This window comes from Bradyrhizobium sp. C9, assembly GCF_002532045.1.
Lineage (GTDB): Bacteria > Pseudomonadota > Alphaproteobacteria > Rhizobiales > Xanthobacteraceae > Bradyrhizobium.
Genome location: NZ_NWTG01000001.1, coordinates 955,087 through 968,134, shown reverse-complemented (window position 1 = coordinate 968,134; position 13,048 = coordinate 955,087). Strand labels below are relative to the sequence as shown.

The window sequence follows — 13,048 nt, the reverse complement described above, 5'->3', positions numbered from 1 at the left end:
CGCAAAGGCTTCGCCTTGGTCGCTGGAGGAGCCGCGCAGCGGCGTCTCGAAGGGTCGACGGCCCGGCTGTGGCCGTGCATCCTTCGAGACGCGCTACGCGCTCCTCAGGATGACGGATCAAGTACGGTAGTGGGCGCTATCCCCCGCCCACAATCGCGTTGAAGACGCGGCGTACCTCGCTTTGGGTCTCGCGCAGGCGGGCTTCCAGCGCGGAGAAATCCGGCGCGTCGCCGGCCCGCGCCATCACGCGCCGCAGGTCTTCGCCCGCGGTCTCCGGATTGAACTTGCCGGTGACGCAGAGCCGCAGGATCTGCGTCAGGTCATGATAGAGCCGCGCCGCCGAGCGCAGGATTTCTGCCTCGGACTGGCCGAGCAGGCCGAGCTTGGCGGCATGGTCGAGCACCTGCAGCGTCGAGACGCTGAGGATCTCGGGCTTCACTGATGCGTGCGCGAGCTGGAGATATTGCGCGATGAAATCGATGTCGACGAGCCCGCCGGCGGCAAGCTTCAGATCCCAGACATCGTCCTCGCCCTTCTCCAGCGCGATCGCGCGCCGCATGTCGGCAACGTCGGCCGCGGTCGAGGCCGCATCGCGCGGCCGGGTCAGCACGCTGCGGATGATCGCCTCGATCTTCTCGCGGAATTCCGCTGACGACGAGATCACGCGGGCACGCGTCAGCGCCATGTGCTCCCAGGTCCAGGCCTCGCGCTCCTGGTAGTCGGAAAATGAGTCGATCCGCGAGGCGACCGGGCCGGCGCGGCCGGACGGCCGCAGCCGCATGTCGACCTCATAGAGCACGCCGTAATTGGTCCGGGTCGTGAACGCGCTGATCAGGCGCTGGGTGAACCGGGCAAAATACTGCGCGCCGTGCAGCGAGCGCTCGCCGTCGGAGTCCGGCGCCTCGCTGTCGAAATCGTAGAGCAAGATCAAATCGAGGTCGGAGGACGCCGTCATCTCGCGGCTGCCGAGCCGGCCCATCGCGACGATCGCGGTCTCCTGCCCCTTGATCCGGCCATACTGCGCAGCGAACTGATCGGTGACGAGGCCGTGCACGGTGTGCACGATGCCTTCGGCCACATCGGCAAACGCCGTGCTGGCGTGCTGCGCCGACACCGTGCCCGACAGGATCCGCGTGCCGATCAGGAACAGGCTCTCCTGGCCGAACAGCCTCAGACGATCGAGGAAATCCTCATAGGACGACGCATCCTGCAGCGTGGCGGCGAGCCGCTCCGACAGTTCCTTCTTGTCCGGCATCGCGCCGAAGAAGCGTGGATCGACCAGGCCGTCCATGATCTGCGGCTGCCGCGCCAGCATGTCGCCGAGCCGCGGCGCAGCACCAAGGATCAGCGCCACCAGCGCAACGAAATCGCGGTTCTGGCTGAGCAGCGAGATCAGCCGCCCGCCCCGCTGCAGCGCGCCCAGGAAACGGTCGAACGCCGCGACCGCATCGTCCGGCTCCTCGGCATCCGCGAGACCATCGATCAGGCCGGGAATGAACTCCAGGAACGCTGCCCGCGTCGCTTCCACGCGCAGCGCGCGATAATCGCCCTCGATCCATTGCTGCACGGTGCCGGCGACCATCACCGGCTTCTTGAAGCCGAGACTGGCCAGATGCTCGATCAGGCGGCCGTCTTCGGGGCCTGCCCCGTAGTCGACATCCGGCAGCTTCGCGCTCCCGGTTGGATCGTCGCCCTCGAACAGCTTGCCGTAATGGTTCTGCACGATCTTGAGCTGGCCGAGCAGATCGCTGGCGAAGGCCTCGCGGTTCTCGTAGCCGAAGAAGTGCGCGAAGCGCTCGACGTCCTCAGGTGCTTCGGGCAGCGAGTGGGTCTGCTCGTCGGCGATCATCTGCAGCCGGTGCTCGACCCGGCGCAGGAATTCGTAGGCCGTGGTCAGTTCGTCGCGCGCCTCAAAGGTGATCCAGTTGCTGTCGGCGAGCACGTTGAGCGCCTCGAGCGTCGGCCGCACCCGCAACTCCGGATGGCGGCCGCCGGCGATCAGCTGCTGGGTCTGGGCGAAGAACTCGATCTCGCGGATGCCGCCGCGGCCGACCTTGACGTTGTGGCCTTCGACCGAGATCTCGCTCTGGCCGCGGTAGGTCTGCATCTGCCGCTTCATGTCGTGGACGTCGGCAAGCGCGGCAAAATCCAGATGCTTGCGCCAGACGAACGGCGCGAGCTCGCCGATCAGCGCCTCGCCGGCCCTGGGATCGCCGGCGCAGGGCCGCGCCTTGATCATCGCGGCGCGCTCCCAGGTCCGTCCCTCGCGCTCGTAATAATGCAAGGCCGCGTCGGTCGAGATCGCGACCTGTGTCGAGGCCGGGTCCGGGCGCAGCCTGAGATCGACCCGGAACACATAGCCCTCGCCCGAGCGCTGCTGCAGCATCCGCGCCATCGCCTGGGTGACGCGGACGAAAAACGGCTGCGGCTCGATGTCCTCGGCGAGCGAGGTCGCCGTGCGATCGAAGAACACGATCAGGTCGATGTCGCTGGAATAGTTCAGCTCGCCCGCACCCATCTTGCCCATGGCAAGCACGATCAGGCCAGAGCCCACTTCCGGATGCTCGGGATCGACGGCAATCATGCGGTCGCGAGCGATTTCCTGCCGGAGCAGATATCGTAGCGCAGACTGCACCGAATTCACCGCGATGTCAGTCAGCGCCGCCGTCACCCGCATCACCGGCCAGACGCCGCCGATGTCGCACAGCGCAATCATCAGCGCGGCCTCCGCCTTCATGCGGCGAAGCAGCACCATCACGTCGGCCTCGCTGCCGGCGGCGAGCACGTCGCGCGAGGTGGTCTCGATCAGGTTGGCCAGATGCGACTCCGGGTCGCATGACAGTATCCGGATCAGCCGCGCGGCATCGGCCCGCGCGAGCTCGAACAGATAGGGCGAGAACTCGGCAATGCCGCGCAGGATGTCCCGTGCGAACGGGGGCTCCAGCAGGGCCGCGAGCGCAGCCGATTGCGCCGGTTCGAGCTCGGCGAACCAGTCGGTCAGGCGCTGATCGGCAGATACGGAAGCGGCGACACGCGGTCCGTCCGCGAACCGCGCGGCCAGATGGTGTCGACCCGCGTTTCCCGGCGCGGCGGCATTCATGCCGCCTTCTGTGGCACATCCTGCGTTTGAGCCGCAAGCCTGTCACTGCCGCCCGCCCGCGCCGGCAGCACCAGGGTGGCCACCAGTCCCGGATGGGCATCGCCGAGCCGCAGCTCGCCGCCATGGAGCGTGGCAACCGCCGAGGCGAGGCTGAGGCCGAGACCGGACCCGGGTAAGGTGCGGCTCGCCTCCAGCCGGACGAAGCGCTCCACCGCATGCTTGCGGTCGCCCTCGGGGATGCCTGGACCGTGGTCGGTGACGCTGAGCAGGACCTGATCACCCTCGCGCCGGGCCTCGATCAGGATCTCCCGCGCATCGGCCTTCATCGGCTCCACGCCCGGTTCGGGCTTGCCATATTTGATGGCGTTCTCGACCAGGTTGGCGACCGCCTGGCTGATCAATTCGCGGTTGCCGTGAATCGGCGCCGGCGCGGTCTTGACCTGCAGCGTCATGCCGTCGTCCTCGGCCAACGGCTCGTACAGTTCGTGGATGCCGTTGGCGACGTCGGCGCCGTCGAAATCGTCCATGTTGCCGCGCGCCTGGCCGGACTCGGCGCGCGCGATCATCAGCAGCGCGTTGAAGGTGCGGATCAAGCCGTCGGATTCCTCGATCGTCCGCTCCAGCGCCGCGCGATAATCGGCCTCGCCGCCCGATCGCGCCAGCGCCTCCTCGGCGCGGTTGCGCAGCCGCGTCAGCGGAGTCTTGAGGTCGTGGGCGATGTTGTCGGAGACCTCCTTCAACCCCGTCATCAGCGCCTCGATGCGCTCCAGCATGACATTGAGATTTTCCGCGAGGCGGTCGAGCTCGTCGCCGCTGCGGCCGACCGGCAGCCGGCCGGACAAATCACCCGCCATGATCCGCTTGGTGGTGCCGGTCATGGCGTCGATCCGGCGCAGCACGCGGCGCGCAACGAAGATGCCGCCACCGATGCCGAGCACGACGACGACGAGGATCGACCATTGCGCCGCCTTGGCGACGATGCCGAACAGCCGCCGCCGCTCCTCGAGGTCGCGCCCGACCAGCAGGCGGAAACCGTTGTCCATCTCGGTGACCCGCACCAGCGCGCGGTGATCGGTCTTGTCCTGGTCGTCGAACCGGCGATAGGCGGTCTCGCTCCAGCCCTGCACGCTCATCACGCCCGGCGCCAGCGAGCCGACATTGCCGGCCAGCGCCTGCCCGTTCGGTGCCGTCAAGAGATAGAGGTTGGCGCCCGGCCGCAGCGCACGATTGCCCATGGTGGTCAGCAGGCCGTGCAGGCCGCGCCGGTTATAGATGGAGGTGATCTCGCCGATCTCGACGTTGACGGTCGTCGTGATCTGCTCGGTGATCAGCCGCCGCGTGTTCCACGCGAAGTAAGCCAGCAGCGAGGCGGCAAACAGCGCGAACAGGAACAGGTAGACCAGCGTCAGCCGAAACGCCGTGGTCCGGATCAGTTTACCGAATGCCGTCACGGATCATATACCCCGCGCCGCGGATCGTATGCAGCAGCGGCCGCTCGAAGCCCTTGTCGATCTTGGAGCGCAGCCGCGAGATGTGGACGTCGATGACGTTGGTCTGCGGATCGAAATGATAATCCCAGACGTTCTCGAGCAGCATGGTGCGCGTCACCACCTGCCCTGCATGCTTCATCAGATATTCGAGCAGGCGGAATTCGCGCGGCTGCAAGGTCAGCTCATCCTTGCCGCGGGCGACGCGATGCGACAGCCGGTCGAGTTCGAGATCGCCGACCCGGTAGGTCGTCTCCTCGGCCGGCCCGACATTGCGCCGCGACAGCACCTCGACGCGTGCGAGCAGCTCGGCGAAGGAATAGGGCTTCGGCAGATAGTCGTCGCCGCCGGCGCGCAGGCCCTTGATGCGGTCATCGACCTGGCCGAGCGCCGAGAGGATCAGCACCGGCGTCCGGTTGCCCTTGTCGCGCAGAATGCCGATCAGCGACAGGCCGTCCCGCTTCGGCAGCATGCGATCCACCACCATCACGTCGTAATCGCCGGTCTCCGCCATCGACAGGCCTTCCTCGCCGTCGGAGGCGAGATCGGCGATATAGCCGACTTCACGGAATGCCTTGACCAGATAGTCGGCTGACTCGCGGTCGTCTTCGATGATCAGGATGCGCATTTGCGGAGCGGTTGCGGTCACGGGAATGGGCCCTCTGTCAGCATGACGCGGCCGGCCTGCACATGCAAGACGACCGCGAATATTCCAGATTGTTTGAAAAAAGTGGGCGGTGAAGCTGGGGGACCTCACCGCCCTGAGACCTTCCGACAGAGGGGGGCATATTCCATCGAAAGGCAACATAGGGAGCGAGCAAGGGGCCCGCCCCCCGGAACGCGCCGTCGGCGGGGGCGACGAATGCCGGCGACGCGTTCCAACTCATAGATAGTTATCCCTTGGCCAGCGGCACAGCCACAAAGCGCGACGAACCGCCGCTCTTCACGCGCATGAGAACGCTGTTCTTGTTGTCACTGCGCGCCGCGGTGATCGCATCACGCACCTCACCGGCGGTGCCGACGGACTTGCCGGCGACCTCGAGGATCACGTCGCCTTCCTTGAAGCCCCGCTCAGCGGCAGCACTCTTGGGATCGACTTCGGTCACGACCACGCCTTCCTTGCCGGCGCCGGCCACGCTGTTGGCAGGCGCCACAGTGAGGCCCAGTTTCGGCACGTCGGTGCCGCGGGAGGAGTTGCCCTTGTCGCTGTTGTCGGTGTCAGCCTTGGCCTCCAGGGTGTTCGGCAACTGGCCGAGCGTGAGGTTGACGGTCTTGTCCTGACCCTTGTGCAGCACGTTCAGCTTCACGGCATTGCCGGGCGCGAGGCCGCCGATGGTGCGGGCGAGTTCGCGCGCATCCTTCACCGGCTCGCCATTGACGGCGGTGATGACGTCACCGGACTCGATGCCGGCCTTGGCCGCGGGGCCGTTGGCCTGCGGTTCGGCAACCAGCGCGCCTTCGGCCTTCTTCATGCCGAGGCTGTCGGCGATGTCTGATGTCACCGGCTGGATCTGGACGCCGATCCAGCCGCGGCTGACCGAGCCCTTGTCCTTCAGCTGGGCAACGACGCTCTTGACGGTCTGGGCCGGGATCGAGAACGCGATGCCGACGCTGCCGCCGGACGGCGAGTAGATCGCGGTGTTGACGCCCATCACCTCACCGGACACGTCGAACGCCGGGCCACCCGAATTGCCCTTGTTCACGGGCGCATCGATCTGGATGAAATCGTCATACGGGCCGTTGCCGATGTCGCGGCCGGAGGCCGAGACGATGCCGGCGGTCACGGTGCCGCCGAGGCCGAACGGATTGCCGACCGCCAGCACCCAGTCGCCGATGCGCGGCTTGGTGTCGGAGAGCTTGGCGAACTGGAAGTTGGAGCCGCCCTCAACCTTGATCAGCGCAAGATCGGTGCGCGGATCGGTGCCGATCACCTTGGCGGAAAAGGTCTTGCCGTCGTCGGTCGTGACCTCGACCTTGTCGGCGCCGTCGACGACGTGATTGTTGGTCACGGCGTAGCCGTCAGCCGAGATGAAGAAGCCGGAGCCCTGGCCCGTCACCACGCCACCGCCACGCGGTCCGCCGCGCAGGCCCGGGGGCAAGCCATCCGGACCGCCGAAGCGGCGGAAGAAGCGCTCCATCGGCGAACCCGGCTGGAACGGCGAATCGTCATTATTGCCGCTGTCGTCCTTCGCGACCTTCTCGCGAATGTTGACCTTGACCGAGATCACCGACGGCTTCACCCGCTCGACGATGTCGGCAAACCCGACCGGCTGCTGAACCTTCTTGACCTCGTTATTGACCTGCGCGTGCGCAGGCGTCGTGAACAGGTCGGCCGGGTTGTGGGTGGGGCTGAAGCCGTAGGTGGCGGCACCGAGGCCGGCCACGACCGACGCCATCAGCGCGAGTTTGCGGGCAGAGAACAGCGAGCGCTTCGGCGCCTTGTAGGACGGAAGGGTCGAGAGGTCGGGACGGTCGGTCATGTCTTGAGATCTCCAGGGCCAGAATCATTCGGTGCGGGGCAAGCACCTGATGCGTCTGAACATGGGGTCATCAGCCTTACGGCGCGCTGGCTGCGGAATTAAACTTTGGTAATTGAGCAAATCTGCGCTGCGGCAGAATAGCGCATGCAAATTAAGGGCTTAGAAAGGAACTAAAGCGGCTTGTCCGGCGCGGATTCGGCGGCCAGCAGCCGCTCAAGGCGCGCTTGCTCGTCGGACGTCAATCCGGGAGCGGAATCGCCCCCACCGGCAGCCGGATTTGGCTTGCGCCGGCCAAGCCGCCAGAGCGCGAAACCGCCCAGCAGAAGCGCCAGCGGCGGGGTCAGCCACAGCACCAGCGTATGCTCGTTGAGGCGCGGCTTCAGCAGCACGAATTCGCCGTAGCGGGCCACCAGGAAATCGATCACCTGGCGGTCGCTGTCGCCGGCCGAGATCCTTTCACGCACCAGCAGGCGGAGGTCGCGCGCCAGCGGCGCCTCGGAATCGTCGATCGACTGGTTCTGACAAACCATGCAGCGCAGCTCTTTCGAAAGCTCGCGCGCCCTCGCCTCCTTCGCCGGGTCCGCCATGATCTCGTCGGGCAGCACCGCCCGCGCCGGCATCGCACCAAACATCAGGGTCGCGGCAAGCGCGGCGGCTGCGAGGGCGCGCGACCGCATCACTCGGCCGCCTGCAATGCGCGCGCCGCGGCTTTCGCCGGCTTCGGGGCCCCGACCCGCAGTCGGCGATCCGACAGCGACAGCAAGCCGCCGAACGCCATCAGCACCGGCCCCCACCAGATCATCAGCACCAGCGGCTTGTGATAGATCCGCACCGCGATCGCGCCGTCGGCCGAGGTATCGCCGAGCGAGATATAGAGCTGGCTGGCGCCACGCGTCAGCAGCGCGGCCTCCGTCGTCGAGGCGCCGCGGGTCGTGAAGTTGCGCTTCGACGGCGTCATGACGCTGACCTTCTCGCCATCACGGGTCACGGTGAATTGCGCGACCATCTCGCGGAAGTTCGGCCCCTGCCGCGGATTCAGGCCGTCGAGCCGCAGCTCGTAGCCGGCGACCCTGGCAACGTCGTCCGGCTTCATCGAGCCGATATATTCGCTGTTCCAGGTGGTCTCGCAGACGATCCCGATCAGTGCGACGCCGAGGCCGGCATGCGCGAAGGCCGTGCCCCAGGTCGCGCGCGGCAGGCCACGCGCGCGGCGCAGCGAGAGCGACAGCGGAATCCGGAACAGCGCGATGCGTTCGGCGAGATCGCACAGCGCGCCCATGATCACGAAGGCGGCAAGCCCGATCGCGAGCGGCGCCAAGGTCGCGCCGCCATAGGTCCACGCAAGCACCAGCGCGATCGCAACCAGCGCGACGATGCCGGCGACCAGCAGGCGCTGCGCCGCGCCGAGCAGGTCGCCGCGTTTCCAGGCCAGCAGCGGCCCGAACGGCACGGCGAGCAGCAGCGGCACGAACAGCGGCGCGAAGGTGAAATTGAAGAACGGCGCACCGACCGAGATCTTCTCGCCGGTCAGGACCTCGAGCGCCAGCGGGTACAGCGTGCCGATGAACACCGTCGCGCAGGCGGTGGTGAGCAGGAGGTTGTTGAGCACCAGCGCGCCTTCGCGCGAGATCGGCGCGAACAGTCCGCCCTGCTTCAGCGCCGGCGCGCGCCAGGCATAGAGCGACAGGCTGCCGCCGATGAAGACGAACAGGATCAGCAGGATGAACACGCCGCGGGTCGGATCGGTGGCGAAGGCGTGGACCGAGGTCAGTACGCCGGAGCGCACTAGGAAGGTGCCGAGCAGCGACAGCGAGAAGGTCAGGATCGACAGCAGCACGGTCCAGACCTTCAGCGCGTTGCGCTTCTCCATCACCAGCGCCGAATGCAGCAGCGCGGTGCCGGCAAGCCAGGGCATCAGCGACGCGTTCTCGACCGGGTCCCAGAACCACCAGCCGCCCCAGCCGAGCTCGTAATAGGCCCAGTAGGAGCCCATCGCGATGCCGAGCGTCAGGAAGATCCACGCCATCAGCGTCCACGGCCGCACCCAGCGCGCCCAGGCGGCGTCGATCCGCCCTTCCAGCAGCGCCGCCACCGCGAACGAGAACGAGATCGAGAAGCCGACATAGCCGAGATAGAGCATCGGCGGATGCACGGCGAGGCCGATATCCTGCAGCACCGGATTGAGGTCCCGTCCCTCGATCGGCGGGTTGGCGATGCGCAGAAACGGGTTCGAGGTGATCAGAATGAACAGATAGAAGGCGCTGGCGACCCAGGCCTGCACCGCCAGCACATGCGCGCGCAGCGACAGCGGCAGGTTGTTGCCGAAGGCCGCAACGAGGCCGCCGAACAGCGCCAGGATCGACACCCACAGCAGCATCGAGCCTTCATGGTTTCCCCACACGCCGGTGATCTTGTAGAGCAGCGGCTTCAGCGAATGCGAATTCTCGAAGACATTGGCGACCGAGAAATCCGAGGTGACGTGCAAGGTCACCAGCGCCGCGAACGATGCCGCGACGAACAGCAATTGGGCGAGCGCGGTCGAGCGCGCGACGTTCATCAGCGCCGCATCGCGCCAGCGCGCCCCGACGATCGGCACGATCGACTGGATCAACGCCAGCGCGAGCGCCAGCACCAGGGCATAATGTCCGCTTTCGGCGATCACCGCATCGCTCCCTGGGTCGGCGCCGCGGAGGCGCTCGGCATGCTGTTCGGCTTGGCGCCGTAGTCGTCCTTCCAGTGGCCCTGCTTCTTCAGGGCGTCGGCGACGTCCTTCGGCATGTAGGTCTCGTCATGCTTGGCGAGCACGGTGTCGGCGCGGAACACGCCGTTCGCATCGAGCGCGCCTTCGGCCACGACACCCTGCCCCTCGCGGAACAAATCCGGCAGGATGCCCTTGTAGGCGACCGGCAGCGTCGCGCCGCCGTCGCCGACGGTGAAGGTCACGGCGAGATTGTCGCCGCGCTTGAGCGAGCCCTGCTCCACCAGCCCGCCGAGGCGGAAACGCTTGCCGGGACCGAGATGCTTTTCGGCGACCATCGACGGCGTCGAGAAGAACACGATGGAATCGCGCAGCGCGTTCAGCACCAGGCCCGCGGCGATCGCGAGCACGACGAGCGCGCAGCCGATCAGTGTCAAACGCCGTTGCTTCCTGGTCATGGTGCTTCCTTGCGCATGACATCAGCCGAAAACCGCTGCACATGTTTCGGCATCATGCGTTATCCATCCAATCCGAGATTCTTCAGCCCCTCATTGAGCTGCCGCAACCGGTCCGCATCATTGGCCACCGCCTGACGGGCATCCGCAAGCGCGCTCATCGCCTTGTCGCGCTCGCCCATCACGAGATAGGCGCGGACCAGCCGGAGCCAGCCCTCGACATCGTCGCCATTGGTCTTCAGCCGCGTCGCCAACCGATCGACCATACCCTTGATCATGGTGCTGCGATCGGCCTCGCTCATGTCCTTGGCCGCCGCCATCGCACTGTCCGGCAGCGCCGGTGCGCTGGCGCCACCGGGTGCACTCCCACCGGCGGGCACAGTGCCGCCGACCCGGACCAGCGCGGCCTGCACCAGCGGCCGCCACGGTGCATCGGACGGCCCCTTCGCCAGCATCTTCTGCCAGAGCGCAGCGGCATCGGCCTTGCGGCCGTCCTGCTCGGCGGCGAGGCCGAGGAAATAGCTCGCCTTGGCGTCATCGCCGTTCAGCGCGACCGCGCGCTCGAACTCGGCCTTGGCATCCGCGGTGACGACGCCGCCGGCGCTCCCCATCAACGCCTCGCCGAGATCGGCGCGGCGGTCGGCGCTGTCGCCGGCATAGGTGATGGCATTGCGATAGGCGCGGACCGCGTCATCGTAGCGGCCGAGGCGCGACAGCACCGGCGCCAGCACCGTCCAGCCGCGGCCGTCGGTCGGGTTCTTCTCCAGATGGGCCTCGACCTGCGCGACCAGGTTGGCGAGCGGCTGGTTGGCATCGGCGACCCGGCTGCGCTCGGCGAGCGGAAAGTCGCCAAGGCGCGGCGAGCCGAGCGCGAGATAGAAGCTGGAGGCAATCACCGGCAGCCCGACCAGGGCAACGATCGCGGCGGCACGCCGCAGGCTGAGACTGCCGGTCACCGGAGCGTCACGTCCGTTCTGGTCGGCGGCGGCCAGCAGCCGGCGGCTGATCTCGATCCGCGCCGCATCAGCTTCGGCGGCGCCGATGATGCCTGAGGCCATGTCGCGGTCGATTTCGGCGAGCTGGTCCCGGTAGACCACGACCTCGCTGCCCCCGCTATCCGCCCGTCCGCGGCGGCTGAGCGGCCACAGCACGGCGAAGATCGCCGCGACCGTCATCAGCGCGAACACAAACCACAGCGTCATCAAGCGGTTCCCGGATGGAACGGCGGCTTCCGGCAAGCCGCCTTAGAATCGCTTTACACTACCGGCGGCGAGCCCGGCAATTGACAATTGCTGGATCGACCGAAGGTCGAAATCAGCCGGTTTCCGGTGCCGTTCCGGCGGTATTGCAATGGCGTTACCTGGCGAAGGCGCGCGCGACCAAAATATCGAAAACAACCCCATGCACAGTAGCTGGCGGCCGCTGCCGCCACTCAAATGACAGCTTGACACGTCGGGCAACTCAGCGCCACACTTCCATTATTCCGAAATTACGCAAATGCTGGTCGTCCCGCCTTGGCGGGGGCGACGGTTTGCCGCCGAACATGCTCAGAAATTACGTTGACCTATTAGATTGTCCGGCGGTGCTTCCCGTCAGGGCGCGACTTTGCAATTAAATGCACTCTCACCGTAATCCCCATTCATAATCGGCGAGTTCGTAGCGCATGATTCAAGCCCCCAGTTTGGGAGTTTGAAACACGGGGGTCTGGCCGAGCGCAACACTCCCGGCCCCGCTGCTGCGCTTACGGGCGGAAGCGGACATCAAGCAACCGACAATCCGCGCCGAAATCGTCGAAAATGACCCGAGCGGTCATGGGCTAAGACGACTTCCGCGAGCGCGGTCGGGCGTCCATCCCGTTGGCGACATCCTCGGCGCATCGGATGAAGCGTTGCACGATCGGACTCAGCGAGCGGTGCTTCAGCGTGATGATTGACACCGGCCACGGTCGAGCGGGCAAGTCTACCGGAAGCGCTTTCAGAGAGAACCGTTCGGCATAGAGGCGCAATACTGAGCGCGGCAATGTCGTAATGAAATCCCCTGTCGCGATCAGTTGGGTCCGCATATGCACCGAGAGTGTTCGCATGCTGACGTTCGGCATCTCAAGCCCATGTGCCGCGAAAGCCTCCGCGACCACTAAGTGATTCCATATCCCCGGCTCGGTCAGGATCCAGCGTTCGTGGACGATATCGGCAAGTTCGATTTTGCGTCGATTGAACCAGCGGCTGTTTGGCCCCGCAGCCACAACGAGTTCGTCCTCGAATAGCGTCCTGACATCGACTTCATCTGGAATCTCCTGCCCGCCGAAACCGCGGCCGCCTCGGGCGATGACCAGGTCGATTTTGCGGTCGAGGAGAGGCGACAGCTGACCTAGATTAACGTGGTCGACATCGAGAACGGCGCTCGGATGTTGCCGGAAGAATAAGTTGGCAATCGGCGGCAACACTGCGGACGAAATGGACTCGGGACAACCGACGCGCACCTGGCCGGTCGTTTGATCGCAGAGGAATGAAATCTCCTCCACTCCATGACGCAGTTCGTCGAGGGCGGCGCGGCCGCGTCGGAGGAGAACCTCCCCGAACACCGTGGATGCGGCCCCGCGGGCGCTGCGGTCGAGCAGTCGAACTCCCAGGGTGGCTTCGAGATCCGCAACCATCTGCGATATGGCCGATTGGGTGACGCCGAGCTTCACTGCCGCCTTGGAAATGCTTCCCGACTGTATCACGGTCGCGAACGCGTGCAGATCGTGCAGCCGTATGCGGCGCCCGATGCGAGTTTCCCAACTGGATGCCTTGGCCATCAGCATTCCTAATGCGGTCAGTAGCAAATTC

At 66.2% G+C, this 13,048-nt stretch carries 9 protein-coding genes; all 9 read right to left on the bottom strand.

Annotation, left to right across the window (positions count from 1 at the left end):
- Positions 1–136: 136 nt before the first annotated feature.
- The 9 genes from CO675_RS04230 to CO675_RS04190 all read right to left on the bottom strand — a co-directional run bounded on the left by CO675_RS04230 (position 137) and on the right by CO675_RS04190 (position 13,017).
- The gene (locus tag CO675_RS04230) at positions 137–3,100 is read right to left on the bottom strand and encodes a bifunctional [glutamine synthetase] adenylyltransferase/[glutamine synthetase]-adenylyl-L-tyrosine phosphorylase (RefSeq protein ID WP_097670711.1); all 2,964 of its coding nucleotides are present in this window, start codon (positions 3,098–3,100) and stop codon (positions 137–139) included.
- A complete protein-coding gene (locus tag CO675_RS04225) occupies positions 3,097–4,551 on the bottom strand; it encodes a sensor histidine kinase (RefSeq protein WP_097670710.1) in 1,455 nt (484 codons plus the stop codon). The genes CO675_RS04230 and CO675_RS04225 overlap by 4 nt, the downstream gene beginning before the upstream one ends.
- Positions 4,535–5,215: a response regulator transcription factor gene (locus CO675_RS04220; RefSeq protein ID WP_097670709.1), complete on the bottom strand. Its 681-nt coding sequence runs from the start codon at positions 5,213–5,215 to the stop codon at positions 4,535–4,537. The genes CO675_RS04225 and CO675_RS04220 overlap by 17 nt, the downstream gene beginning before the upstream one ends.
- Before the next feature lie 265 nt (positions 5,216–5,480).
- Positions 5,481–7,067 carry a Do family serine endopeptidase gene (locus CO675_RS04215; RefSeq protein WP_097670708.1) on the bottom strand — a complete coding sequence of 529 codons (1,587 nt, stop codon included), beginning with the start codon at positions 7,065–7,067 and terminating at the stop codon, positions 5,481–5,483.
- Between the two features lie 170 nt (positions 7,068–7,237).
- Complete coding sequence (locus CO675_RS04210) at positions 7,238–7,744, bottom strand: cytochrome c-type biogenesis protein (RefSeq protein WP_097670707.1); 507 nt, start codon at positions 7,742–7,744, stop codon at positions 7,238–7,240.
- The gene (locus CO675_RS04205; protein ID WP_097670706.1) at positions 7,744–9,729 is read right to left on the bottom strand and encodes a heme lyase CcmF/NrfE family subunit; all 1,986 of its coding nucleotides are present in this window, start codon (positions 9,727–9,729) and stop codon (positions 7,744–7,746) included. The genes CO675_RS04210 and CO675_RS04205 overlap by 1 nt, the downstream gene beginning before the upstream one ends.
- Positions 9,726–10,223, bottom strand: coding sequence for a cytochrome c maturation protein CcmE (ccmE, locus tag CO675_RS04200; protein ID WP_097670705.1), 498 nt, complete (start codon positions 10,221–10,223; stop codon positions 9,726–9,728). The genes CO675_RS04205 and ccmE overlap by 4 nt, the downstream gene beginning before the upstream one ends.
- Before the next feature lie 59 nt (positions 10,224–10,282).
- Positions 10,283–11,422, bottom strand: coding sequence for a c-type cytochrome biogenesis protein CcmI (gene ccmI, locus CO675_RS04195; protein ID WP_097670704.1), 1,140 nt, complete (start codon positions 11,420–11,422; stop codon positions 10,283–10,285).
- Between the two features lie 614 nt (positions 11,423–12,036).
- The gene (locus CO675_RS04190) at positions 12,037–13,017 is read right to left on the bottom strand and encodes a LysR family transcriptional regulator (protein ID WP_158231180.1); all 981 of its coding nucleotides are present in this window, start codon (positions 13,015–13,017) and stop codon (positions 12,037–12,039) included.
- Positions 13,018–13,048 lie beyond the last annotated feature (31 nt).